Annotated in this window: 25 protein-coding genes, 2 tRNA genes and 2 other annotated features; of the genes, 5 read left to right on the top strand and 22 right to left on the bottom strand. The window is 43.8% G+C overall.

Going from position 1 to position 24,726, the window contains the following annotated elements; translation table 11 throughout:
- Positions 1–86: 86 nt before the first annotated feature.
- The 12 genes from V6C27_11580 to V6C27_11525 all read right to left on the bottom strand — a co-directional run bounded on the left by V6C27_11580 (position 87) and on the right by V6C27_11525 (position 9,475).
- A complete protein-coding gene (locus V6C27_11580; protein ID MEG6617055.1) occupies positions 87–179 on the bottom strand; it encodes a YqzL family protein in 93 nt (30 codons plus the stop codon).
- A gap of 115 nt (positions 180–294) precedes the next feature.
- Positions 295–1,095, bottom strand: coding sequence for an RNA methyltransferase (locus V6C27_11575; GenBank protein MEG6617054.1), 801 nt, complete (start codon positions 1,093–1,095; stop codon positions 295–297).
- Between the two features lie 25 nt (positions 1,096–1,120).
- Positions 1,121–1,777: a TrkA family potassium uptake protein gene (locus tag V6C27_11570; protein ID MEG6617053.1), complete on the bottom strand. Its 657-nt coding sequence runs from the start codon at positions 1,775–1,777 to the stop codon at positions 1,121–1,123.
- Between the two features lie 57 nt (positions 1,778–1,834).
- Complete coding sequence (gene rplT / locus V6C27_11565; protein MEG6617052.1) at positions 1,835–2,194, bottom strand: 50S ribosomal protein L20; 360 nt, start codon at positions 2,192–2,194, stop codon at positions 1,835–1,837.
- A 40-nt stretch (positions 2,195–2,234) separates the two neighbouring features.
- Positions 2,235–2,426: a 50S ribosomal protein L35 gene (gene rpmI / locus V6C27_11560; protein ID MEG6617051.1), complete on the bottom strand. Its 192-nt coding sequence runs from the start codon at positions 2,424–2,426 to the stop codon at positions 2,235–2,237.
- Positions 2,427–2,443: 17 nt separating this feature from the next.
- Entirely contained in the window at positions 2,444–2,953 is a 510-nt protein-coding gene (gene infC, locus V6C27_11555) for a translation initiation factor IF-3 (protein ID MEG6617050.1), read from the bottom strand.
- Positions 2,954–3,002: 49 nt separating this feature from the next.
- Positions 3,003–3,143, bottom strand: a sequence feature (ribosomal protein L20 leader region).
- Positions 3,144–3,192: 49 nt separating this feature from the next.
- Entirely contained in the window at positions 3,193–5,097 is a 1,905-nt protein-coding gene (thrS, locus tag V6C27_11550) for a threonine--tRNA ligase (GenBank protein ID MEG6617049.1), read from the bottom strand.
- Positions 5,098–5,147: 50 nt separating this feature from the next.
- Positions 5,148–5,381 (bottom strand) — a binding site (T-box leader).
- A gap of 52 nt (positions 5,382–5,433) precedes the next feature.
- The gene (locus tag V6C27_11545; protein MEG6617048.1) at positions 5,434–6,033 is read right to left on the bottom strand and encodes a DUF445 family protein; all 600 of its coding nucleotides are present in this window, start codon (positions 6,031–6,033) and stop codon (positions 5,434–5,436) included.
- A 78-nt stretch (positions 6,034–6,111) separates the two neighbouring features.
- Entirely contained in the window at positions 6,112–7,002 is an 891-nt protein-coding gene (gene ytxC / locus V6C27_11540; GenBank protein ID MEG6617047.1) for a putative sporulation protein YtxC, read from the bottom strand.
- Between the two features lie 159 nt (positions 7,003–7,161).
- The gene (locus V6C27_11535) at positions 7,162–8,142 is read right to left on the bottom strand and encodes an alpha-ketoacid dehydrogenase subunit beta (protein ID MEG6617046.1); all 981 of its coding nucleotides are present in this window, start codon (positions 8,140–8,142) and stop codon (positions 7,162–7,164) included.
- 33 nt (positions 8,143–8,175) lie between these two features.
- Positions 8,176–9,132, bottom strand: a complete 957-nt coding sequence (locus V6C27_11530) for a thiamine pyrophosphate-dependent dehydrogenase E1 component subunit alpha (GenBank protein MEG6617045.1) — start codon at positions 9,130–9,132, stop codon at positions 8,176–8,178.
- Between the two features lie 115 nt (positions 9,133–9,247).
- The gene (locus V6C27_11525) at positions 9,248–9,475 is read right to left on the bottom strand and encodes a hypothetical protein (GenBank protein MEG6617044.1); all 228 of its coding nucleotides are present in this window, start codon (positions 9,473–9,475) and stop codon (positions 9,248–9,250) included.
- Between the two features lie 617 nt (positions 9,476–10,092).
- Between V6C27_11525 and V6C27_11520 the strand changes: the two genes are divergently transcribed.
- On the top strand, positions 10,093–10,764 hold the full coding sequence (locus V6C27_11520) for a TerC family protein (GenBank protein ID MEG6617043.1): 672 nt from the start codon (positions 10,093–10,095) through the stop codon (positions 10,762–10,764).
- Positions 10,765–10,829: 65 nt separating this feature from the next.
- Here the strand turns inward: V6C27_11520 and V6C27_11515 are convergent, their stop codons facing one another.
- From V6C27_11515 to V6C27_11485, 7 genes are all read right to left on the bottom strand, one after another.
- Positions 10,830–12,479 carry a nucleoside kinase gene (locus V6C27_11515; GenBank protein ID MEG6617042.1) on the bottom strand — a complete coding sequence of 550 codons (1,650 nt, stop codon included), beginning with the start codon at positions 12,477–12,479 and terminating at the stop codon, positions 10,830–10,832.
- A 56-nt stretch (positions 12,480–12,535) separates the two neighbouring features.
- Positions 12,536–13,693, bottom strand: coding sequence for a PQQ-binding-like beta-propeller repeat protein (locus V6C27_11510; protein ID MEG6617041.1), 1,158 nt, complete (start codon positions 13,691–13,693; stop codon positions 12,536–12,538).
- Positions 13,694–13,805: 112 nt separating this feature from the next.
- Positions 13,806–13,885 (bottom strand) — tRNA-Leu (locus tag V6C27_11505).
- A gap of 71 nt (positions 13,886–13,956) precedes the next feature.
- Positions 13,957–14,676, bottom strand: a complete 720-nt coding sequence (locus tag V6C27_11500) for a DUF169 domain-containing protein (protein MEG6617040.1) — start codon at positions 14,674–14,676, stop codon at positions 13,957–13,959.
- A 167-nt stretch (positions 14,677–14,843) separates the two neighbouring features.
- Complete coding sequence (locus V6C27_11495; GenBank protein MEG6617039.1) at positions 14,844–15,269, bottom strand: MarR family transcriptional regulator; 426 nt, start codon at positions 15,267–15,269, stop codon at positions 14,844–14,846.
- Between the two features lie 154 nt (positions 15,270–15,423).
- Positions 15,424–15,500: transfer RNA gene (locus tag V6C27_11490), tRNA-Val, on the bottom strand.
- 66 nt (positions 15,501–15,566) lie between these two features.
- Positions 15,567–16,700, bottom strand: coding sequence for a D-alanyl-D-alanine carboxypeptidase family protein (locus tag V6C27_11485; GenBank protein MEG6617038.1), 1,134 nt, complete (start codon positions 16,698–16,700; stop codon positions 15,567–15,569).
- 112 nt (positions 16,701–16,812) lie between these two features.
- On the opposite strand from V6C27_11485, the gene V6C27_11480 reads away from it, so the two are divergent.
- Positions 16,813–17,583: a polysaccharide deacetylase family protein gene (locus V6C27_11480; GenBank protein MEG6617037.1), complete on the top strand. Its 771-nt coding sequence runs from the start codon at positions 16,813–16,815 to the stop codon at positions 17,581–17,583.
- A 74-nt stretch (positions 17,584–17,657) separates the two neighbouring features.
- Here the strand turns inward: V6C27_11480 and V6C27_11475 are convergent, their stop codons facing one another.
- The 3 genes from V6C27_11475 to V6C27_11465 are packed head-to-tail and all read right to left on the bottom strand — an operon-like array spanning position 17,658 to position 20,376.
- Positions 17,658–18,248, bottom strand: a complete 591-nt coding sequence (locus V6C27_11475) for a phosphatase PAP2 family protein (protein MEG6617036.1) — start codon at positions 18,246–18,248, stop codon at positions 17,658–17,660.
- A gap of 22 nt (positions 18,249–18,270) precedes the next feature.
- Positions 18,271–18,882, bottom strand: coding sequence for a DedA family protein (locus V6C27_11470; GenBank protein MEG6617035.1), 612 nt, complete (start codon positions 18,880–18,882; stop codon positions 18,271–18,273).
- A 57-nt stretch (positions 18,883–18,939) separates the two neighbouring features.
- The gene (locus V6C27_11465) at positions 18,940–20,376 is read right to left on the bottom strand and encodes a S41 family peptidase (protein ID MEG6617034.1); all 1,437 of its coding nucleotides are present in this window, start codon (positions 20,374–20,376) and stop codon (positions 18,940–18,942) included.
- 128 nt (positions 20,377–20,504) lie between these two features.
- On the opposite strand from V6C27_11465, the gene polA reads away from it, so the two are divergent.
- Genes polA through ytaF form a run of 3 tightly spaced genes read left to right on the top strand, consistent with a single transcriptional unit; the run spans position 20,505 to position 24,715 of the window.
- Positions 20,505–23,144, top strand: a complete 2,640-nt coding sequence (gene polA, locus V6C27_11460) for a DNA polymerase I (GenBank protein MEG6617033.1) — start codon at positions 20,505–20,507, stop codon at positions 23,142–23,144.
- Between the two features lie 15 nt (positions 23,145–23,159).
- Positions 23,160–23,990 (top strand): bifunctional DNA-formamidopyrimidine glycosylase/DNA-(apurinic or apyrimidinic site) lyase, encoded by an 831-nt coding sequence (gene mutM / locus V6C27_11455; GenBank protein MEG6617032.1) that lies wholly within the window; start codon positions 23,160–23,162, stop codon positions 23,988–23,990.
- On the top strand, positions 23,903–24,715 hold the full coding sequence (gene ytaF, locus V6C27_11450; protein ID MEG6617031.1) for a sporulation membrane protein YtaF: 813 nt from the start codon (positions 23,903–23,905) through the stop codon (positions 24,713–24,715). Before mutM ends, ytaF begins: the two co-directional genes overlap by 88 nt.
- Positions 24,716–24,726 lie beyond the last annotated feature (11 nt).

Genomic DNA, 24,726 nt, shown 5'->3' with positions numbered 1-24,726 from the left:
CCAATTCCATTAGTGCTGGAACAACAGGTCATACCGCAACCTATTGTTAGGTAACTTTAGTACATTAGTTATATGTTTAGTGAAACTTAATGAACAACCATCTTTTTATATAACATGTAAGCTCTGACGGATCCGGTTGCTTCAAACATTTTCCAAAAAAATTCTGCAGTTAAAATCATTGCCACACAACCTTTCCTCAGTATTTTCCTGCTTTCGATTATACCACAGAGCTCCATGTGAGAACAAGTTAATTTACAGATAATTTGTTCCATTCTTAACAATTAATTCAGTGATTTACAATACTAATCTCTGCCTAATGGCTTCATACAACATAATTGAACAGGCAACCGCAGCATTCAACGATTCGGCATTGCCCGGCATAGGAATGGTGGCTTTGATTTCCGCCCGGGATACTGTGGTCAACGTCGGCCCATTGGCTTCATTGCCCACCACTATCGCCATCGGCTTTGTGAAATCTATTTCATGCACTGCCACATCAGCGTGGGGGTCTCCCACCGCCAACTTAATGTTGTTGGCTTGCAAAAAATCCATCACCTCATCCACCTCTGCCGCCACTATAATGGGCAAATGAAATATCGAACCCATGGTGGCCCGCAAAGTTTTGGGGTTGTACAAATCCGCCGTTCCTTTAAGCAGAACCACCCCGGAAACCCCCATGGCATCAGCGGTACGGATGATAGTCCCTAAATTTCCCGGGTCTTGGACCCCATCCACCAAAACCACCAAAGGTTTGATGGTAGCGCACATCATGTCAGCCAACTGATGGCGAGGCATTGCCAATTGTGCCAGCACCCCCTGGGGATTATCGGTAGCAGTCACTTCCTTTAACGTATCGGCACCGATTTGCCAACAGTCAATATTCTGTTGTTGCGCCTTAGCCAAAAGTTCAGCCCCCCGCGGACTTTCTGTCAGCTTAACAGTATAAAAAAGTGCATCCACCGGCCAGCCGGATTGCAAAAGTTCTTCCACAAAACGGATACCCTCAATAAAAAATTTACCTTCCTTCTGCCGAAACTGCCGGCGGGATAACTTGCGCAAATATTTAATTTTGGGATTATTCCTTTGAATTTCCATTACCAATCTCCGTTCACTCAGTCAATTACTGGGCCTCTACAGATGTGAACTTTTCTAAATACTTGTTACGACCGATGGCCACCAATACATCGTTACTCTGAATTTCGGTATTGGCACCTGGGGATATAATAATATCATCATCTCGGCGAATTGCCAAAATGTTGACCCCAAATTCCCGGCGAAAGGCCAACTGTTGTAAGTTTTTTCCAATAAAACCTTCCGGTGCGGCAAATTCAACAATGCTATATTCAGGGGATAAATTAATTTGTTCCATAATGTTTTTCGATACCAATGCCCGGGCAACCCGCTCACCCATATCCCTCTCGGGAAAGACCACCTTGTCGGCACCGATCCGGCTCAGCACTTTACCATGCAGTTCAGTCTGGGCTTTAGCCACCACGTTGGGCACATTCATTTCCTTAAGGGTCACCGTTATTAAAATACTGGTTTGCATATCTTGGCCTATGGCCACCACCACAGCGTCAAAGTTTCTGATTCCCAAATCCTTCAGTGTTTGTTCGTCCTTAGCATCAGCCTGCACAGCATGGGTGACATACTCTATGATATCCTCTACTTTATCTTCATCTTGATCGATGGCCAAAACTTCATGTCCCATCCGTGAGAGAGTCATCGCCAGGCTGGAACCAAAACGCCCTAGTCCGATCACAGCAAAGGTTTTCAAGCTCTTCCCCCCTATATACTAAAGGCATGGGGATATACCCATGCCTTTACATCTAACTTATTTATTGATTTGACCTTTGGCCACTTCTACCAGTTTGGTAAAAGCGTTAGCATCGTTAACAGCCAAATCCGCAAGCATTTTACGGTTAACTTCTACACCGGCTTTTTTCAAGCCGTTCATTAAGGTGCTGTAGTTAATGCCATTGTTGCGAGCAGCTGCGTTAATCCGTGCAATCCAAAGTTTACGGAATTCACGCTTACGCGCCTTACGGTCCCGGTATGCATAAGCAAGGGACCTCATAACTTGCTGGTTAGCAACCCGGAACAGTTTGCTCTTGGCACCACGATAACCCTTTGCCAGTTTAAGTACTTTTCTATGTCTATTACGGGAAACTACACTACTTTTAGCCCGTGGCATAATACATTCCTCCTTACAATTGTGTTAATGCAACAAAAATTTATGGGATCAATTTTTCAATACGTTTCATATCTGCATCATTTACCATCGCACCATCACGCAGGTTACGCTTACGCTTTGGTGATTTTTTACCTAAAATATGGCTATGATATGCATGCCAGCGCTTAATTTTACCACTACCAGTACGCTTAAAGCGTTTTGCAGCACCACGGTGGGTCTTAATTTTAGGCATTAATAATGCACTCCTTCCTAGTCATGTTTGTCTATTTTTGGTGCTAAAATCATTATCATGTTTCGGCCTTCTACCTTAGGCATCCGTTCCACTGTGCTAATCTCAGTCAATTCATTAGCCATCCGGGTAAGAATTTCTTTTCCTTTGGGCGTATAGACAATTTCTCGTCCCCTAAACATGATGGTTACTTTAACTTTATCGCCATCTTTCAAAAAGCGTTCAGCGTTCCGAAACTTAACTTGATAATCATGCTCATCAATGTTGGGACGCAATTTGACTTCCTTCACATTGATAATCCGCTGTTTCTTTTTGGCTTCTTTTTCCTTTTTGCTTTGCTCATACCTATACTTGCCATAGTCCATCAAGCGGCACACCGGCGGTTTGGCTTGCGGTGCCACCTCAACCAAGTCCAATTGACGCTCTTCCGCTATGCGCAAAGCCTCTTGTAACGTTTTAATACCCAGCTGGTTATTATCACCATCTACCAGCCTAACTTCCTTTGTCCGAATTTGTTCGTTGATACGCAAATCCTTAGAAATACATGGTCACCTCCCTAAAATAGTAAAAACGATACCTAATATATAACAAAAAAGGGTGACTACAAGCCACCCTTTACAGCACAATATCAACAAGGCGATAGGCCTTATTGTAGCTATAACCTTACTAACAACATGATGGCGTTGTAAGGTGAGAAGCGGATGACTTCTGCTTAAAGCTTATTTACTTGACTTGAGTATATTAACATATAATAACCAGCAAGTCAATATTATTCCTTGTCGGAAATTTCTTTAATGAATTTAGCTTCAAATTCGTCCACCGCCATCACTCCCAGATCACCTTGGCTGCGATGACGAACCGCCACAGCATTTTGTTCAATTTCCTTATCACCAACCACTAACATATAAGGAATTTTTTGATTTTGCGCCTCGCGGATTTTGTAGTTTATTTTCTCATTTCGGGCATCCAATTCTACCCGGATGTCCTTGCCAGCCAACTGTTCCACCACTTTTTGAGCATATTCGGCATGGCGATCGGTGATGGGCAACACCCTCACTTGCACCGGAGCCAGCCAACTGGGAAAAGCACCGGCAAAGTGCTCGGTGAGAATACCGATAAATCTTTCAATACTGCCGAATACCACCCGGTGGATCATCACCGGACGATGTTTTTGACCATCTTCACCCACATAGTTCAGGTCAAATTTTTCTGGCATCTGGAAGTCTAATTGAATGGTGCCACACTGCCACGTCCGGCCAATGCTGTCTTCCAAGTGGAAATCAATTTTCGGACCGTAAAAGGCACCGTCTCCCTCATTGACGATATATTTAATACCCTTTTCTTCCAAAGCTTCCTTTAGGGAATTAGTGGCCAAATCCCAAATTTCATCTGATCCCATGGCCTTTTCGGGCTTAGTGGAGAGTTCCACGTGGTAAGGTAACTTAAATACCCCATAGAAATAATCGAACAAATCAATTACGCCCATGATCTCTTGTTTAACTTGGGATGGCAACATGAAAATGTGGGCATCGTCTTGGGTAAAGCAGCGCACCCGCATTAAGCCGTGCAATGTGCCAGACAATTCGTGTCGGTGTACCAGTCCCAGTTCACCCATTCGAATGGGCAATTCCCGATAACTGTGCATTTTAGTTTTATAAACTAAAATACTGCCGGGACAGTTCATTGGTTTTACCGCATAGTCAGCCTCGTCAATTTTTGTGAAATACATGTTTTCTTTGTAATGATCCCAGTGACCAGACTGCTCCCACAGGGCACGGTTGAGAATCATTGGCGTGCGGATCTCTTGATAACCACGCTTTTTATGTTCTAGGCGCCAAAAGTTCTCCAATTCATTTCTAAGAATCATCCCCTTGGGATGGAAGAATGGAAACCCTGGGCCTTCCTCTTGGATGCTAAACAAATCCAGCTCTTGACCTAATTTACGGTGATCACGCCTTTTGGCTTCTTCCAAGCGATGTAGATGCTCGTCCAACTGTGATTTTTTAGGGAAAGATGTGCCATAAATCCGTTGCAGCATTTTATTCTTTTCGTCACCACGCCAGTAAGCACCGGCCAAACTCATCAGTTTTACCGCCTTTAGTTTGCCGGTGGATGGCACATGGGGACCGGCACAAAGGTCAGTCCATTCACCTTGACTGTAACAGGAAATAACAGCGTCTTCGGGCAAATCGTTAATCAGTTCAACTTTATACTGTTCACCGGCCTCGGTGAATTTTTTAATGGCTTCGTCTCTTGACAGCTCAAATCTGACAAAGGGCAGATCCGCTTTGATGATTTTGTTCATCTCGGCCTCAATTTTTTCCAAGTCGTCCGGAGAAAATTTGTGGTCTGAGTCAAAATCATAGTAATAACCGTCTTTCACAGCGGGGCCAATGGCCAGCTTAGTGCCAGGGAACAGTTTTTGTACCGCCTGGGCCAACACGTGTGAAGTGCTGTGACGGTACACCATTTGCCCCTCTTCGCTATCAAAGGTTAAGATTTCCAACTGAACATCTTCATTAACCGGCGTGGTCAGATCAACCACCTGTCCGTTAATTTTACCGGCCAGCGCCATCCGAGCCAGACCAGCACTAATGTCCTGGGCAATTTCTTTTACTGTGACACCCGGTTGGTAGGTGCGCTCCGAGCCATCTTTCAAAGTTATTTTTATCATTAAAATAAACCTCCTTTATCTGCTAAATAACACAAAAAAACCGTCCCTAGATCAGGGACGGGTTATAGCCGCGGTTCCACCCTGTTTGGCAGATTAGTTCTACCCAACTTGGTTTTGGCAGTAACGGTTGCCTCCGGCCTAGCTTACTGGCTAAACAATGTTTAGTGTTCATCCGGCAGCTCCAAGGTGGTTTTCAATCATTCCATTGCCAAAGATGCTCACAGCCAAGGCACCTTCTCTCTGAGGAATTGAGAATGATTTACTATCCTTATCATAGCCAGTATTAATTTACTTAATAATTATATTTAAGTTTTATCCCATTGTCAACGTCACAACCTAGAGCAACTGCAAAATTAAATACTGCAACAAACCAACAATAAAGCCCAACACTGCCCCCAGCACTTCAATATGTTTTAATTCCTTGGCCGCCACACTGACAATAATCCGTTCAATATCCTCAATGGGGTAATGGTTTAATTTATCCTCCACTAAATCAGCAATTTTGATTTTTTGGATAAACTCTTCGCCCATTTTGTCAATGGAACGCTCCACCAAATGCGGCACCGAGCTATTAACCGCCTCCAGCACAATCTGTGTTAAGGTGTTTTTTAAAGATGGCGGTAGCCACAATGGTACTTTTTCTTCTATTAAGTTTTTTACCGCTTTGTGCACCGATTGTACCAGCCTGTCCACCATTTCTGGGGAACGCATTTGTTTCATAATGTCTTCCGCTGATAACAATTCCCTTTCTACCACTTGCCCAATTTTATTAGCCAGTTCTGCCCGCCTTTTGGGTACCAAACCTTGTATTTTATAGGGGGTTAGCGGTATTTTTATCGGTAAATAAGGTTTAAAAATCAGCTTGACAGCCAACATGTTAGTTACCCAGCCAATGAACATGCCAACCAGTGGCATTAATATTAATTCAATACTCATAATACCATAATAAAACAAATTTAACCAAAATAGCAACCCAGAATAGGCTAATTGCTAACCTAACTCTGGGTGGTTATTTTAATTATTTATCTGTCCATTGCAAATTTCACAACCGACGCAGGTTTCCACTCTACCGACAAAAACATCTTGAATGGTTTTTAAGGTGGTTTTAGGTAATTTTTTTTCATTATGGTGGAATACTATTTTTCGAGGTGACAGAGATATTAAAGCACTGACCAGCAAATCTTCGTAATTGATATCATCATTGACGTCTAAAATAAAATCTTCAATGGTTTGATTGTTAATGGCCCGTTCGTTGTTGTCATAAAGGGCAAAACTGCCGTTTGGTTTAACCACCACGTGGGCTAAATCTAGCTTTGAATCTTGAATATCTACGAAATACCTTAACAGTTGGATGAATTCGCCATATTCCCGTTCCATCAGGAAATCATCCACCGCGTTGTCTATGGCTTCCTTTAAATCCGAGACATATTCCTTTAACCGAAAGCGGATGAAACCTTCTACCACCAATTGGTCGTTATTTTCCAAGTATTCATTTAATCGCTGGTTTATTTGCTCCCACCGGCGACTATGTAGTTGAATACCGAAGTCTGTATTTTTATTTTGCACGTAATCTTGGGCAAAGGCCAGTATTCTATCTTTTTCGTCTTCGTTAAAATAATAGTAATTTTCTTTGATGATATTATTTATCAATATGTTTTGCCATTGATTGACAATGACATCGGAAACTGCATGGGCCACATATTTCTTAAAGATTTGATAGCCAGACTTATTGATATAGGGTATCTTGCCGTTGATATTACAGGATAAAAAAGTATACTTACCTGCGGGCAATTCTACTATTTCCAATTTCAATCCATTGTTTTCCAGGTTGCTAATCTGCCTATTGAGGTTTGACTTGATGACATCTACATATTGGGATGTGCCAATGGATATGCTCGGGATCATTTCTTCACCCCTTTCATTCAATACATTATATGAAACACATCTTCAATGTTTACTGTTTTGCCATTGTTAAAAGTATGATCTAAAAGACTTTTCGCTATGCCATGTAAAAAATAAAGCATCAACCATTATGTTGATGCTAATCCAAAATATTTTTTAAATTTATTTTAACAAACTTTTAATTTCTGCAATTACCGTTGTCTCATTGGGTATATAGAATTGTTCCATGGGTTTACTATAGGGCACCGGGATGTCTGGAGCGGCAATGCGTTTAATGGGCGCTTTTAAAACGTCAAAGGCTTCCTCCGCAACCAAAGCGGCAATTTCACCCCCAAAGCCCCCGGTCTTGGTGGCTTCGTGTAAAATTACTAGGCGTCCGGTTTTTGCCACTGACTCCAAAATTGTCTTTTTATCCAGTGGCACCAGGGTTCTTAAATCCACAATTTCCACACTGATATCCTGTTTTTCCAATTGGGCTGCCGCCTTAAAGGCCACCCCCAACATTTTAGACCAAGTCACTAAAGTCACATCGATGCCTGGCTTTTTTACATCCGCCAGCCCTATGGGTATTGTATAGTCTTCTTCGGGCACCGGTCCCGGGATAAAGTTTAAAATCATATCTTCAATAAATATCACCGGGTTGTCATCCCTAATGGCCGACTTCAATAACCCTTTGGCATCGGCCGGTGTTCCGGGCATCACCACCTTAAGGCCAGGGCAATGGGCAACCCACGCCTCTAAATTATGGGAATGTTGACAGCCGGCCCCAATTCCCGCTCCGGTTTTCACCCGTACCACCATGGGAAATTTGCTCTTGCCCCCGGACAAGTAACGCAATTTAGCAGCATGGTTAACTATTTGATCAGAAGCAATGGTAAAAAAGGGGTTAAACATAATTTCCACCACCGGCCGTAAACCCATTACCGAAGCACCTACAGCTAAACCGGCAATGGCTGCCTCTGAAACCGGGGTATCCTTAACTCTTTTGCTACCGAACTCCTCCAACAAGCCATAGGTGGGCAGCGTGGGACTGCTGTGTATGCCCACACCAATGCCTTCGCCGGCAATAAATATTGACTGATCGCGGCGCATTTCTTCTCGCAAAGCTTGATTTACCGCCTGTCCCAAGGTTAATTGTTGCATTTTCCTACCTCCCCATCGGTTAATATTCCGGTATTAAGCAAAGATATCTTCTAAAGCCTCTTGCGGTGCCGGCCATGGGCTATCTTCAGCAAACTTAACGGCCGCCGCTACAATTTGTTGAACTTCTTGGTCCATGGTGACATAGGTCTGTTCATCAAGAATCTGTTGGGCCATTAAAGACACTTTAAAGCTGGCCACCGGACAGCGCTTTTTCCACTGAGCAATTTCATGCTGTGGTTGATAAACTTGGGGATCGGTGGTGCTATGTCCGCCCCAACGGTAGGTTTTACATTCTATTAAAGTAGGACCTTGGCCAGCCAAACATCTCTCCTTGGCCTGGACGGTGGCCTGATAAACTGCCAGTACATCGTTTCCATCCACAATTACCCCCGGCATACCGTAAGCAATCGCCCGATCGGCAAAATCGGTAATTTTGGTGTGCTCCTCCACCCGCTGGGCGCCTGAGTAAATATTGTTTTCGCAAATAAATATCACCGGCAAATCCCAAAGGGCAGCCATGTTTAAGGCTTCATGAAAGCTACCTTCATCTGACGCACCATTACCAAAGAAACAAGCGGTAACCCGCTGCTCCCCCCGATACTGGGTGGCGAAGGCGGTGCCCACCGCTATGGGAATACCTCCACCAACCACTGTGGTGGTACAGAGGGCGTTTACCTCCGGGGCGGCAATGTGCAATGTGCCGCTTTTACCTTTGTTGTACCCAGTCCTTTTGCCAAAGATTTCTGCCATAATTAAATTCGGCTCTGCACCTTTGGCTAATAAATGCCCATGGCTGCGGTGATTGGTAATTATTACATCCTCCAAATTTAGGGCCGCTCCCACCCCGGCAGCCACTGCCTCTTGGCCGGTACAGACAATCATCATTCCATTTAACTTTTCTGGCTCTTTACTTAACTCTTCCAGCTTCTCTTCAAAGCGTCTAATTAACAACATGGTGCGCAGAAGATTAAGTTTGTTTTGGTTTTCCATACCTCTCCCCCCTAAATAATTTTTATATCATATTTACATTTTAAGGGATTAATGCACAATCTTAATATTAAGCAATCGGGGCAGCTTAAAAAAGCTGCCCCGACATTAAGTTTCTTTAGTTTTGCGCCTTTAACATCAATTTTGTGCCACCACGGATATAAGAAAAGCTCCAGATACCCTGTTGCCGAATTTGCCGTTTGGCATGTTTGTAGTATTTGCCCTTCAGACCCATATTGGCAATATCAATACCTACAATACTGCCCTGGTTTAGCTTTGCCGCTTCACTGGCCTTAAAATTAATGGCCCCCACCAATTTTCTAAGTTTGCGATTGTTTTTCTTCAAACTAATCCTCTCCCTCTATTATTTTTTATATAAAAAACCACCTACTCAAACTTAGATTGCGACCTTGTGAAAACAGTTACTTTAATTAGTACTTCGGGACAAAGCTAAAAATACCTTCTAATTGGCATCTAAATATATCTAAAAAATCTAACTATTTGTAAAAAAGAAAAAACACTCCGCTGAGTGTTTTCGTTAACTAAAGCAACTCGTCTTCGCCAATACAATCATCATCAAATAAGCATTCATCTGCAAAGGGGCAACAATGACATTCAAAGGGACAAAACATTTTATCCTCCATACTTTTATCTTTTTTATTATCATACTATAAAAATTTATTGACATCCAATGGTGGTGTTCATATACTATTACTAAACAATCATATAATTTCCTAAAGGGGAGTAGCTGTACAGCTAAGTCGTCATTTCGGGTTTGTAACCCCGGTTTAGTTGGCAACCAAAAGTTGTTTGCAAGACCTTTACTAACTGGTAAAGGTCTTATTTTATTACTTCGACCTATACAACGACCTTTACCGCAAACTGGTAAAGGCCGTTTTTTATTACCGGTTTAAGTTTAGGGAAATATAAAGATGTTTAAATACTTAAAGGGAGTGTAAAACAATGGAACTATTTTCCCCAGCATTTTTTTCGGCTCTGCTATCAATTATAATTATCGATCTAGTACTGGCCGGCGATAACGCCATTGTCATTGGCATGGCCGCCCGGAACTTACCCCATGAGCATCAAAAACAAGTGATTTTGTGGGGTACCGCCGGTGCGGTGGTGATTCGTTCCTTAGCCACCTTAGCGGTAGTATGGCTGTTAAGAATACCTGGATTACTGCTGATTGGTGGTTTGTTGTTGATTCACATTGCTTATAAGTTACTGACCCAGGAAAAGAAGCATGATATCAACACCAGCGACAACCGATGGCAAGCAATTAAAACCATCATCATAGCCGATGCGGTGATGGGTTTAGATAACGTATTGGCGGTGGCCGGCACAGCCCATGGCAGTTTTTTGTTGGTGGTCATTGGCTTAATGATCAGCATTCCCATTGTGGTTTGGGGCAGCACCATCATTATCAAGTGGATTGATCGCTACCCAGTAATAATTTACATCGGTGCCGGTGTTATTGCCTATACAGCCGGCAAGATGATTGTTGATGAACCCTTTTTGGAAACCTTCTTTAATAATGCTCCCTTGATTAAATACGGCTTAATGGCCGCCATTATCATTGGCGTTCTGGCGGCCGGACACAACAAACAACGGCAAAGGGCTGCCCTTTCTTGAATTAAAAATCTTCACCAGCGTTCAGAATGACCACTCATTCTGAACGCAGTGAAGATTTAAAAACATTACACTATTCTGCTACCACCAATAAACTCTTTAATAATGGAGGTTGGTGGAATATCCAGTTCATCTTCAATATCTCTAAAATACTTTAGGAACCTGAGCAACCGCTTGGCTTCGATATAACCTTCCTGGTCTTTTTTCACTGCTTGTAACAATGGCAGGGCATATTTCTTTAACACCGCCAATTCGTAAATCAAAGTGGAATTAAACATGGCATCGGCCTGTTCTTGATAAGGGAAAATATTTTTTTCTTCTCCCCGGCGCACCGATGGCCACATTTTGATTGTCGCTTGGGCATCATGGCCCCTAAACCGATAATCTCTGACAATCCTTCTGATCAATCTACTGTCGGTGGTGGAAATACGGTTGTGATAGTCCAAATTAAGCTGGGTCAGCGGACTGATATATATTTTAAACTTATAATGATCCGGCACCGAAGAAGTCAATAAATTATTGAGTCCGTGAATACCCTCTAGAATAATAGGTTGTTTCTCGTTAACCCTTAATTTATGACCGGTATACTCCCGCTTGCCCTTTTTAAAATTGTAATAGGGTAACTCCACTTCCTCTCCGCACAACAATGCTGTTAAATGCTGGTTAAAGAGTTTTAAGTCCAGGGCATATATCGATTCAAAATCATAATTGCCGTCCTTATCCATGGGGGTATCTTCCCGATCAACAAAGTAATCATCCAGCGAAATGGCCACCGGTTTTAAACCATTAACCTTTAGCTGGGTAGCCAGCCGCCTGGAAAAGGTTGTCTTTCCTGATGATGATGGGCCAGCTATTAGCACCACCCGTCCCTTGGTGGGGTGTTTGGTGATTTCGTCAGCTATTTTAATGATTTTATTCTCATGAAGTGCTTCCACCGTACGAATTAGGTCGGAATATTCCTTGTTGACAATGATTTCGTTTAAATCCCCCACCATGTTGACACCCATAATATTAGCCCAGTCTTTGGTTTCCCTAAAGGCCTTTAACAATTTAGGTTGGTACATGTGCTGAGTTAATTCCTCAGGGTTACTCTTTTTAGGACACAGCAGCACCACACCATCGTCCTCGGGAATGACATCAAAGAGTTTCAGGTAACCGGTGGATGGTACCAAATAACCATAGAAATAATCTTTGTAACCGTCTAAATTATAGATGTTGACTGTCTCTTTATCGATATGCTTAAATAAGTGAATTTTATCCGGACGGCCTATTTGTTCAAATAATTTAACAGCCTCGTCCACCGGCAATTTTTCTTTAATAAAAGGAATATCCTGCTTAACCAATTCCAGCATTCTTTTTTTAACTCTTTGTACCGTTTTTTGATTAAAACAAGCACAGCCCTTAACAATACAGTATTGCCCTTTGCTCAGGGTATGGCAAAGCTCGATGTTGGCCTCTTTATCTATATCGCTAAAGGCTTTCACAAAGAGAAAAGAAAGGCTTCTTTTGTAGCACTTTTGACCGTCGGTGGTGGTTAAATCTAAAAACCTAACTTCCGCGTCGGTGGTCAATGCATAACTCAATTCTTTCAACTCATTATTGACCACCCCCAGCACCATCGAATAGGGTTGATAAAGGGAATTGGCAATGGTTGCCAGCGTTGTTCCCACTTCGAAACTATGCTTTTCTCCATTAATGGTTATATTTACACTAGTCATTTTCTCGTCTCCTTTCTATCTATTTTTCTCTCTAATTAGTTAATTATTGTATACCGTTAGACTTTGTTTTTCAATGCACAAACTCTACCGTTGCTATAAAAATATATATAATCTTGGTCTATAATTGGTGGCGTTTTAATTACCCCTTCAATAACAGCCTCCCACATTAGGTTTCCCGATACTATATCCACCACAAACAGGTGGTGATTATTATTTTGGAAGAAGGCGGTGGTACCAACAATCATCGGGCTGAGCATTTGTTGATCCTCTTTTTGGAACTCCCACTGTTTCTGGCCCCATTTGCACTCATAGGTATAGAGCTTACCATTGGTATCGCCCGCGTAAATCAACTGGTTATAATATATCGGGTTAGTCAGCCATAATTCCTTGTGGTTGTTTCTCCATTTAAGATTGCCGTTTTGTGTATTAACGGCGTACAGATAGCTCTCCAGTTTGGTGGATTCTGTGGGCACCACCACCGATGTAAAATACATGGTACCATCGGCTACAACCGGCGTATTTTGCACTTCCCCCCGCACCGAAACTTTCCATATTATTTGGCCATTGTTGCCGTCCACCCCGTAAATATGTTTGCTGGAACTGCCAAAGTATAGTTTACCTTCACTGGCAGCGGGAGGTGCCAATATTTTGCCACTGATATCGATACTCCACAGCAAATGACCCCTTTGGGAAACAGCCTGTAGCTTGTTGTCGGCACTGCCAAAATATAGAACCCCGTTATCCATCATCAGCGACGGTTCGATATTGGCATTGGCTTGGTAGTTCCACTGCAGTTCACCATTGCCATCCACCGCATACAACTTATTGCCGGCTAAAAAATAAACGCTATTGCCCTTGATGATCGGTTTACCAATTATCATATCCGGCACGGTATATTGCCACAGCTTTTTACCCTTTTCCTTATCTATGGCGTGAAGAGTTTTGTTAATGCCGACGTAAACAACCCGATCAGACCCATTTAAAGTGGGATAAATTAGCGCTACATCGTCCTCACCAAACTCATAAACCCACTTAGTTCGGTTCTCGGTATCTTCAATTAATTGTTCTTCCATGGGCGTATTCACCGGAGAGGTGGCAAAGGTGTCTTTAATTAAAATTTTGTCGGCCAGTAAATAATAAAACAGCGTTAAAACCCCTAAGAAAGCAATAATTAGCAAAAAGTTAAGACCACTTTTTAAAACAAATTTTGACATAATATTCTCCCTAACTGGTTAAGATACTTATATTGTATAAAATTTTTCAAAGTTTTGCAGTCCCTAAAACCAAAAAGCCACCCAATTGTTGTTCAATCGGATGGCTTTTTATTGGTGAAACGTACTGGAATTGAACCAGCGACCTCTGCGATGTCAACGCAGCGCAGCACGAATAACCAGGAAAAATATTTCCTGGTTATACTTAGTTTAACTGGAGCAGTGCCATTTTAGTGTAAAAACTGTTATAGGCAATATTATAAATATTATTCAATGCGTGACGCGATTTTTACCCATGTCTCTTTGGTTAAAAAACTCTCTTCGACTTGCTCTTCTAATTCTAAAAAGCGATCATAGGGGATGCTGAATGAAAGAATATCTTTGTCGATACATTTTCTTGCCGAGGGGTCAGTTAGTCCAACAAAACAAATTTGTTCCTTTTTCTCAGCTTGGGCTAGGGCATATAGTACAGACTGATGACAGCCGGCACCAAAGTCTATTTTAACATTGTCTTGAGTTGGTTTATCATAATTGGCAAACCACATCAGAGCAGATAGTTGATCTGCATTGGCTAAGAAGATAATGATTTCCGGTGTTTCGTCTTCAGTCAATTCCGATAACGGTTTAAAAACAATACACTCTGTAGGGGCAACTTCAGGTAACTCAGATGCAAACTTCGCTGCCAACTCCGGGTTCTTTTTATAAAATTCTCCTTCTCTACCGTTGGGAACACCCGTTGACAAGAAATATTCAATAAAACCTAATTGAAAGCGATTGAAACCCAATCCTACTTTACCACCCGGGCAATTAGTGGTTTTTTCATCAAATGCTGCCACTCGCCCTTTAGATGCGGCATTTAACATTGCAATTACGCAACCCCAGTTTCCTTCCTTAAACTGCAACGCTCCTTCAGGTTTGACATTTGTACGGAATACTGCAACAGGTTGGTTTTTGAGTTTTATCGCTTCGGCAATTTTGCTTTTCATACTAACACCCCTCATTTTCATTTTAAATTATTAATCCAACATGTCTTACAACTCAACTAGCGCTCATAGTACAAACTTTCTTAAAACAGTTTTTGATATTATTTACCCCTTTTAAGATAAAGCCATCATTTTTATAGTTGTTACGACAACTATAATGGCAAAAAAAGTTAATCAATATTGTCATATATCTGATTTAACAGTTTTATCATTTCTGAAACCTTATCTTTATTTATTCCCATTGTCGCCTCCTCTAGTAATTGTATGGCTATAGGTACTAATTCATCCCTTAATGCCCAACCACGGTCAGTCAAGAAGATTTGATAAGCTCTTTTATCTACCGGATGAGGCTTGCGAACAATTAGTTCTTTTGCTTGTAACTTTTCAAGAATGCGATTAGTATTTGGTTTATCTTTAAAGATCATATCTGCCAACTCTTTGGGAGCAATACCTTCTTGCGCCCATAAACAGTTAAGTATAGACCATTGTTCTGGCGTAACGTTATAATTATTAAATCGTTGAGATAATTTATTTTTAAGTTTTGCATTTGTCTTATTTAGAACAAACCCCAACGAATCTTCTAATTTAAAATCCATTTTTATCATCACCTCAGTTGTCGTGACAACTATATTATATATATGCATTAATTTTTAGTCAATATTTATAATTCGGTGGCGCATTTTTGTATGTGTATTAACTAATAAAAAGTAAAGGGTAGATACAAATTTGTATCTACCCTAAATATTTTAATGGTGGGACGTACTGGAATCGAACCAGTGACCTCTGCGATGTCAACGCAGCACTCTAACCATCTGAGCTAACGTCCCATTTTATCAAGGCAAAATATATTATGTAGCATATAAAGGAAAAAGTCAAGTGTTTTTACCCCATTATTAATCTGTCAACCGATACCAAAACTTATGGAGCCTAGTTTGGGCCTTGATTGTTTGCTGGGCCACCAGAGGCACCTGGCCCATATCTCGCCCATCAAAACTTACCGATACATAGCCCAACTGTTGACCCTTTGTTACTGGAGCGGTTACCTTACCTGGCACATGAACCTGTAAACTAACGTTACCGTCTTCCTTGGGCACCTGTACCGACAGATCCTGTGCTGCCACTAATTTCACATGGGACATCACACCGTTACCCACCGTTATATCGCCAAATACTTGTCCCCCGGCCACCGCAGTTTGTTCGGCAAAGTCGTTAAAGCCATACTCCAACAGTTTTTCTGCATCTTTAAACCGGTTGCGGCTGTGTAATACCACAGCGATCAATTGCTGGTTATTGCGGGTGGCAGAAGCAATTACACAGTTGCCTGCCCTTGAGGTGGTGCCGGTTTTCACTCCATCCACCCCGGGATAGTCATTCTGCAAGAGTTTATTGGTATTTTTAATATTCCTGGTACGCTGGCTGTCAACCCAATGAATGGTGGTTTCCTTGGTTTTGACAATTTGAGCAAAGGTGGGGTTGTTTAAAGCGTATTTAGTGAGCAAAGCCAAGTCGTAAGCGGTGGAATAGTGGTTTGGTACCGAATAACCATTGGTGTTCACGAACCTGGTGTCCAGCAACCCCAAAGCCAAAGCCTTTTGATTCATTAATTGTACAAAGTGATCGTGGGACCCGCCCACATGTTCAGCGATGGCCACGGTGGAATCGTTAGCGGAGTACAATAGGGCCGCTTTGACCAATTCTGCCAGTTTTATTTTTTCACCGGCTTGCAAATCTATTTGCTGACCAATATATATGTTCTGGGCCCTTTCACCAACGGTCACCACTTCGTCAAGATTGCCCAACTCAATGGCCAAAATTGCTGTCATGATTTTGGTTAAACTGGCCGGTGCCCGTTGCTTGTCCGGATTTTTAGCATAAAAAATCTGTCCGGTTTTGGCATCCATTAATATCGCTGCATCGGCGGTGATTTGGGGTTCCGCCCCTTCACTGACCGTGGGGCACAGGGCTTGGGTGATCAGTGACACCATTAGCACAATTGAAATAAATATCTGTTTAATCCTCAACTTCAAAGATGCAACCTCCCATTTTTGTTTCCATTTATTGACAAGACATTGCGGTGCTAGATTGCCATTTAGCAAAATATGTATATGTTAGAAAATATTAAAAGGTGGTGAAACTTTTTTGAAAGTATGGATTCTCAATCTAAACAAATGGCGCCGACGCCTACCGCTGATAGTGGCGGTGACGGTGGTGGCTGTAATGTTTACCACAGTGATTTACAAAGCACCGGATGTAATCAGTACCACCAGCAAAGGTGCTGTCAAACCACAGGCCACAGCCTATTATCAGGTCAAAACCGATGAAAAAGTGGTGGCATTAACTTTTGACTGGAGCTACGGAACTGCCGTTGCCGAGCCAATCCTAGATATTTTAAAGGAAAGGAACATTCGTTGCACTTTCTTTATGTCCGGGCCAGCGGCATTAAAGTACCCGGAAATACCCAAACGCGTTGCTGCCGAAGGACATGAGGTGGCCAGCCACGGCCATGAACATGTTGACCTGGATAAACTATCAAAGGAGCAAATTAAAGAAAACATTTTGAATGCCCATAAAAACATTAAAAAAGCCACCGGTCAAGAGGCCCAACTAATTCGTTGCCCCAATGGCGCTTGGCGAGGCGCTGTGTTAGAAGCTGCCAATGAAGTAAACTACACCGTCATTCAATGGGATACCGATTCACTGGACTGGTTTAAAGACCGCACTGCCGATCAAATTGCCCAGCGGGTGTTAAAAGGCGTTCACCCTGGAGACATTATTTTAATGCATGCCAGCGATGTCTGTGACCGCACTCCCGAGGCATTACCGGTAATTTTAGATGGTTTAAAGGAACAAGGTTACAAATTGGTCACGGTGTCCCAGTTACTGGAATACGGGCCAGGGATAACAGATTAAACCGTTTGAGATGATAAAAATATGTTTCCCCGGTGTTTATCCTTTATACGGTACAAAGAAAAAAGCAGGGATTACTAAGCACTGTAATCCCTGCTACCTGTTCTATGATATATCTTAATTTCTGGATACTTCTTAGCCGCCAGGCGACAGATTACTTCACCGCAAACAATGCCAATTAACCCGCCCACAATCACATCCGTTGGATAGTGGACACCCACATAAATTCTAGAAAAACCAATCAGTGCCGCCAGCATGATGGGCAGTGGCGGCATCCTACCCCAGGTTCTGGCCAACACCACCGCACAGGCAAAGGAGGTGGTGGTGTGTCCCGATGGAAATGATGTGGAATTTAACGGGTGTACCAATGTCACCACCCCATCCAGCGTTAAATAAGGCCGATTGCGACCCACCAGTTCCTTAATTAATTCTTGGGAAATGATAAAGCTAACGGTTAAAGCAACCACCGTTAATATGGCCGCCCTTTTGTCCCGGGTGGAGCCAAATACAAATAACAACAGTGCCCAACCCAGCCACAACACTCCGCCGGAACCCAAATGGGTAACCCAGGGCATTACTTGGTCCAATAGTGGTTGGCGCCATTGATAGACCTGCATAAAGGCATCTGCATCAATTTGTTGCAATATCGCTAGAACATGTTGTAGCAAATTAAATCATTTCCCCCTTAAGTTACCACCGAGATCTGCGGCGCTTCACGATAAAATAGATCAGTGCCACCACAATACCTCCGGCAACCACCGCATCTAAACGATGGAACCACGGTTTGATTAGTTGCCAGTTTTCTCCCAATTTAACCCCAACATATACCAACATAACGCTCCACGGTAAACTGCCAAGGAATGTATAAAAGACAAACCTTTTAAAATTCATTCCCGCTATGCCAGCGGGCAAAGAAATAAAAGTGCGCACAATGGGCATTAACCTGGTAAAAAAAACTGTGGCTTCCCCGTAGCGGGCAAACCAACGGTCGGCCACATCCAGCTTGCTTCTGGACAAGCCCACATAGCGACCGTACTTAATCAGCAGTGGACGGCCGCCACGCAATCCCAGATAATAGGAAACCACCGAACCAGAGGTACCCCCAACAGTGCCGGCCATCACCGCACCCCAAAAGTCCAGCCGGCCTATGGAAACCAAATAACCACCAAAGGGTAAAATCAACTCACTGGGTAGCGGAATATTAGCACTTTCTATGGCCATACCAAAAAACAGGCCCCAGTAACCCAGGGCAATGATAAAGTCGGTAACCCAGGCAAAACTTTCTTCAATAAATAAATACACCGCATCTAACAGCAAACTCACCCCCTACTGAATAAAGTTATGCCATTGGGGCGATTATTAGTCTTCTGTAATTATAATGGACTGGCCATCGATTTGACACTTTACACCCAGTTGAGCGATGTCCGCTGTGGAAAGGTAGGAAACCCCGTTCTTTACTGCCACCGGATGCACTGTATCGCCCTTTAACGGTACAAATAATTGCTTACCACCCCGAACCATTGTAACACCATTACGCCCTTGATTCCACTCCACTTGATAGCCAAAGGTTTCCATCACCAGGCATAACGGCAGATAATAAACAGAGTTGTGAACATAAGGGGCGCTTTGGATATTCAGCCCTTGGCCATTTATGGTGGCATGGTGTTGGCCCACATTTAACTTAAGGGTTATTGGTTCATCAGTTGATTGAAGCAGTTGCTTGGCTCGAAACAATTGCAACTCCGGAGTTTTAACTTTAACATCGGGGGTGAGGCCCATTCCGTCAATAAACTGGCCGTTAGGCAGTTGGTATTTGGCCACCGTTAATTTTAAAGCACCGCCATTGGATAAACCAATTACCGTTTGCACCGTACCCTTGCCATAGGTTTGTTGCCCAACCAATTGAGCCTTTTGATAGTGTTGCAAAGCACCGGCCAAAATTTCCGAGGCACTGGCGGAGTTCTCGTTAATTAGCATCACAATGGGTACATCCACCAACTGGCGGTCTCCAAAAATCGGGTAGGTGGTTTCTGCCCCTGAACGCTCCACCATACTGACCAGTTCCGTTCCGGCCGGCAAAAAGTTAGCGGCCATTTGCACTGCGGTTACCACATAACCTCCGGGGTTATCCCGCAGATCGATAATTATTCCCTTAACGTTTTGACTGACTGCTTGACTTACTGCTGAATTAAATTGCTCAGCGGTGTCGTCTCCAAAACTGGTTACTTGGATATGGGCAATATTATCTTCGATGTTGGTTTTAACTGTATTTGTCTTCACCGCTTGTCGGTACAACGTAACTTCAATGTCATACGCCCGGCGAATGGTGATTTTAACCGGAGTATTTTCATCCCCCAGGATTTTATCCACAATACTGCTGAGGGGTTTTTTATAGACATCTTCCCCATCGACGGCAACAATAATATCGCCCACTTTAAGGCCTGCCCTTTGGGCCGGTGAATCGGCAAAAACATCAACTATTTTGGCATAGCCATTGGCCGCTTCAACCTGGACACCAATGCCCACATAATCCCCATTTAAAGAATGAGTAAATTCCTTCAAGGTATCTGCGGTCATATACTCTGTATAGGGATCATCTAGGGTTTCCAACATGCCTTCAATGGCACCATTTACTAAATCATCTAAGGATGGGCCGGACACATGATTGGTGAGGGTGTAATCCATCACCTCTTCCAATGTGGTCACTCCATCTAAATAGTTATCAAAAGCCATCGCCGGCTTTATAGTAACCAAAGATAAAATTAGCGTTAAAGCAAAAGTCAGTCCTCTAAGCAAAAAAAACCACCTCTAATATAATTTTTTAGATATAATTCTAGGGGGCTGATCTAAAGTCCTGCCGGCAGGTATTATGAATCACAACGGTGAAAATAATATAGAAGATAAAATGAGGAAGGTGCTTGATTGTGTCTCAAGATAAATTACTTGTGGTGGACGGAAACAGTTTGGCCTACCGGGCCTTCCATGCTCTACCGCTACTCACCACCAGCAAAGGATTAATTACCAATGCCGCTTATGGCTTTACCACCATGTTGATGAAGGTTTTGGAAGAACAACAGCCGGATTTTGCGGCGGTGGCCTTTGATAAAGGGCGGGTAACCTTTCGCAACGAACAATTTGCCGATTACAAAGCCAACCGCAAAGCAATGCCCGATGAACTAAGACCCCAGTTCCCCATCATTAAGGATATATTAAACGCCATGGGCATTCCCATTTTTGAACTGGAGGGCTATGAAGGTGACGATATCATCGGCACCATCGCCACCCAGGCAGAGGCCAAGGGTTTGCAAACCTTTATTGTTACCGGTGACCGGGATGCATTTCAGTTGGTATCCCCTCGCACCAAAGTGTTAATAAATCGCAAAGGCATCACCGAGATTGATGTCTACGATGAAGGCAAAGTTTGGGAGCGTTATGGCGTTTATCCCAATCAATTTATCGATTTTCGGGCGTTAACCGGCGATAGTTCCGACAACATTCCCGGTGTGCCGGGCATAGGTGAAAAAACAGCAGCAAAATTACTGCAAAAATACACCACTTTAGATGACATCTTAGCCAATACCGAGGAATTACCAAAAAAACAAAAGGAAAAGTTTCAGCAATATCGTGACCAAGCCCTGTTGTCCCGAAAACTTGCCACCATCGAGTTGAATGCGCCCATTGACATAGATTGGGTGGCTTGCAAATATACCGGTCCCGATTATCAAAAACTGCTGGAGTTGTTTACCGAACTGGAATTCAAACAACTGGTTAAATCAATCATTGCCGGCAACCAGCCGGGGGGCAAAGCCAACCGAGCTCAGCATGAAGGCGAAAGTCAGCCGGCCGTGACCACCTATAAAGTCAACTACCAAAAAGTAACCAAACCGGACCATTTAACGGAATTATTACAAACGGTGCGCAATGCCAGCCGGATATCTCTGGCGTTAAAGGGCACTAAAGAAACTGGCGTCGATGCCGCCGCCATTGCCACCGATGATCAAGTTTTCCATCTACCCATCGAGGGCAAACCGGAACATCTGCAAGTACTGAAAGAAATTTGTCAGCATGAGCAAATTTCCATCTACTGTCATGATGGCAAACACAACCTTTGGTTGCTGCACCGCCATGACATCGGCATCGAAAAACTGGGTTTTGATACCATGGTGGCCTCTTACCTGTTGAATCCGGCCTCGCCCAACCTGGACTTAACGGACATTGCCATGGAAAAGCTGGGTGTGGTGCTGCCCACCGAGGGCGAAGTGGCTTTGCCCGCCAGTGCCGATGCCATTCATAAACTGGTGCCTAAATTACACCAAAAACTGCAGGATCTGCAGGAGGAGCGGTTGTTTTATGAAGTGGAGTTGCCGTTGGTAAAGATATTGGCCAATATGGAGATCATTGGCGTGGCGGTGGACAAGCACATACTGACCGAAATGAGTGCCGAGTTGGGCCAAAGTATCGACACCTTAACCAGTGAGATTTATCAACTGGCCGGCGAAGAGTTTAACATCAACTCCCCCAAACAGTTGGGTAAAATTTTGTTTGAAAAGCTGAAACTACCGGTGATTAAAAAAACCAAAACCGGTTACTCCACCGATGCTTCAGTTTTGGAAGAATTGGCCGAAAAACATGACATAGTGGACAAAATTTTACAACACCGACAATTGGCCAAACTCAAGTCCACCTATGCCGATGGACTGGCCAACCTAATTAGTGCCCAAACCGGTCGCATCCACACCACATTGCATCAAACGGTGACCGCCACTGGCAGGTTGTCCAGTGCCGAGCCGAACTTGCAAAACATCCCCATTCGGTTGGAATTGGGTCGGCGCATTCGCAAAGTCTTTGTGCCCCGGCATCAGCACAATGTCATTTTGACGGCGGACTATTCCCAAATTGAACTGCGGGTGTTGGCCCATATTGCCGGGGACGCCGGCTTTTTGGAGGCCTTTAACACCGGCCAGGACATTCACACCCGCACCGCCGCGGAAGTATTTGGCGTACCGGCGAATGAGGTGACCAAAGAAATGCGCAGCCGAGCCAAGGCAGTTAACTTTGGCATTGTCTATGGCATCAGTGACTTTGGATTAGCCCGAGATATTAAAGTGAGCCGGGCCGAAGCCAAACGGTACATTGAAAACTTCTTTGCCCGCTGCCCCGGTGTCAAGGACTACATTGACCGCACGGTAGCCGAAGCAAAGGAAAAGGGTTACGTCACTACACTACTAAATCGTCGCCGTTACCTGCCGGACCTCTTCAGTCCCAACCGCATGGCCCGCAGCTTTGGGGAACGCACCGCCATGAACACACCCATCCAAGGCAGCGCCGCAGACATTATCAAACTGGCTATGGTTAGAACCCAACAGGAATTGGTCAAAAGAAAGTTAAAGGCCCAAATGATGCTGCAGGTGCACGACGAATTGATCTTTGACGTGCCGGAAAAGGAAGTACCGGAGCTCATAGAGTTGGTACGGGATTGCATGGGAAACGCCATTGCGCTGGATGTACCACTGGTGGTGGATGTTAAAGTGGGGCCCAACTGGCACGAAGTAAAACCGGTGTAAAAAGGAGACATAGCCATGCCTGAACTACCCGAAGTGGAAACGGTTAAACGTTCTTTAGAAAAACTGATTATTGGTCTTAAAATATCTGATGTTGAAGTATTGGCACCCAGTGTTGTGGTTGACCACCAGCCGGAAAGTTTTCGGGCAATTTTAAACGGATTGCAGGTAGAAAATCTACAACGGCGGGGCAAGTACCTAATAATTAATTTATCTGACCAACTGACGTTGGTAATTCACTTGCGCATGACCGGTCGGCTGGTTTATCTTACCCCTGACCAGCCACCGCCCAAATACACCCATCTACTGTTTCATTTTGACAATCAAAGCCGGTTGGCCTTTGCGGACATGCGCCGCTTTGGCCGCATCAACCTGCTGCCCACTGCAGAATTAAAAAAATTATCCGGTCTAAAGGACTTGGGCCCGGAACCGTTAACCGGGGACTTCAGCATCGATTACCTGCACCAGACACTGAAAAAAAGGCGCACTAAAATTAAACCGTTACTGCTAAACCAAACCTTTGTGGCCGGACTGGGCAACATCTACGCCGATGAAGCGCTGCATCGCGCCCAAATTCACCCCGAACGGTTGGCGGCAGAGTTGAATGCTGAAGAAATGGCCCGCCTTTATCAAGCCATTGTTGGCGTTTTAACCCAAGGAATTGAAAATCGCGGCACTTCCTTTAGCGATTACGTTGACGGCCTGGGCAATAAAGGCAGTAACCAGCATCTGCTGAAGGCATATAACCGCGAAGGGGAACCATGCCATCGCTGCGGCAACCTGATTTTGCGCAAAAAAGTGGGCGGCCGCAGTTCATACTACTGCCCCCAATGTCAACAACCGAGCTAAACTGTAAAACATGCACCAACAACCAATCCCTCCCATATAGTAAGACAAACGCAAAATGGGAGGGAAAATCCTTGGAATTGCTCACAATAATCGTCTTTGCCTTGGCACTGAACATGGATGCTTTGGGAACCGGAGTGGCCTATGGTGTGAGAAAAATTAAAATACCAATCACCTCGCTGCTGATCATCAGCATGATGTCTGTATTATCCATCAGCCTATCAATGGCTTTAGGCCATGTGCTGGCGGGATGCCTTTCCGAAGCCTTCGCCCATCGTTTAGGCGGTTTGATACTGTTAACCATCGGTGTCTGGGTACTGGTTCAATCCTGGCAGGATCACAAACTGCCCGTCATTGAAAAGGAAGAAGTTATTGAAACCACTGAGCAAAAGATCATGCAAATCCGCATCAAAGCCTTTGGCTTGGTAATCCAAATACTGCGGGAACCATCCAAAGCTGACCTGGATAAGTCCGGCACCATCAGTCCCCGGGAAGCACTGTTACTGGGGGTGGCCCTGGCGATGGACGCCTTTGGTGCCGGGTTTGCAGTGTCCATGATGGGATTTGACCCAATTTTAACGGCCATAGTTGTCGGGATAGGTCATATTGTGTTAACATATGCAGGGTTGATGTTGGGCAGTGGCTTTGCTGCCACCGGCCTCGGAAAAAAAATGGCGGTTTTGCCGGGATTTATTTTAATCGCCTTAGGATTACTGAAGCTACATTAAAGCATTATAGG

Source organism: Peptococcaceae bacterium 1198_IL3148 (assembly GCA_036763105.1).
Taxonomy (GTDB): Bacteria; Bacillota; Desulfotomaculia; order Desulfotomaculales; family Desulfohalotomaculaceae; genus JBAIYS01.
Note: the sequence above shows the minus strand (reverse complement) of the source record. Positions and strands in the feature narration are given on the sequence as shown.

Coding starts and splice junctions, on each gene's coding strand:
- V6C27_11580 (MEG6617055.1), bottom strand. CDS start 179: ATGATTTTAACTGCAGAATTTTTTTGGAAAATGTTTGAAGCAACCGGA.
- V6C27_11575 (MEG6617054.1), bottom strand. CDS start 1,095: ATGGAAATTCAAAGGAATAATCCCAAAATTAAATATTTGCGCAAGTTA.
- rplT (MEG6617052.1), bottom strand. CDS start 2,194: ATGCCACGGGCTAAAAGTAGTGTAGTTTCCCGTAATAGACATAGAAAA.
- rpmI (MEG6617051.1), bottom strand. CDS start 2,426: ATGCCTAAAATTAAGACCCACCGTGGTGCTGCAAAACGCTTTAAGCGT.
- thrS (MEG6617049.1), bottom strand. CDS start 5,097: ATGATAAAAATAACTTTGAAAGATGGCTCGGAGCGCACCTACCAACCG.
- V6C27_11545 (MEG6617048.1), bottom strand. CDS start 6,033: ATGAGTATTGAATTAATATTAATGCCACTGGTTGGCATGTTCATTGGC.
- ytxC (MEG6617047.1), bottom strand. CDS start 7,002: ATGATCCCGAGCATATCCATTGGCACATCCCAATATGTAGATGTCATC.
- V6C27_11535 (MEG6617046.1), bottom strand. CDS start 8,142: ATGCAACAATTAACCTTGGGACAGGCGGTAAATCAAGCTTTGCGAGAA.
- V6C27_11530 (MEG6617045.1), bottom strand. CDS start 9,132: ATGGAAAACCAAAACAAACTTAATCTTCTGCGCACCATGTTGTTAATT.
- V6C27_11520 (MEG6617043.1), top strand. CDS start 10,093: ATGGAACTATTTTCCCCAGCATTTTTTTCGGCTCTGCTATCAATTATA.
- V6C27_11515 (MEG6617042.1), bottom strand. CDS start 12,479: ATGACTAGTGTAAATATAACCATTAATGGAGAAAAGCATAGTTTCGAA.
- V6C27_11510 (MEG6617041.1), bottom strand. CDS start 13,693: ATGTCAAAATTTGTTTTAAAAAGTGGTCTTAACTTTTTGCTAATTATT.
- V6C27_11500 (MEG6617040.1), bottom strand. CDS start 14,676: ATGAAAAGCAAAATTGCCGAAGCGATAAAACTCAAAAACCAACCTGTT.
- V6C27_11495 (MEG6617039.1), bottom strand. CDS start 15,269: ATGGATTTTAAATTAGAAGATTCGTTGGGGTTTGTTCTAAATAAGACA.
- mutM (MEG6617032.1), top strand. CDS start 23,160: ATGCCTGAACTACCCGAAGTGGAAACGGTTAAACGTTCTTTAGAAAAA.
- ytaF (MEG6617031.1), top strand. CDS start 23,903: ATGCCATCGCTGCGGCAACCTGATTTTGCGCAAAAAAGTGGGCGGCCG.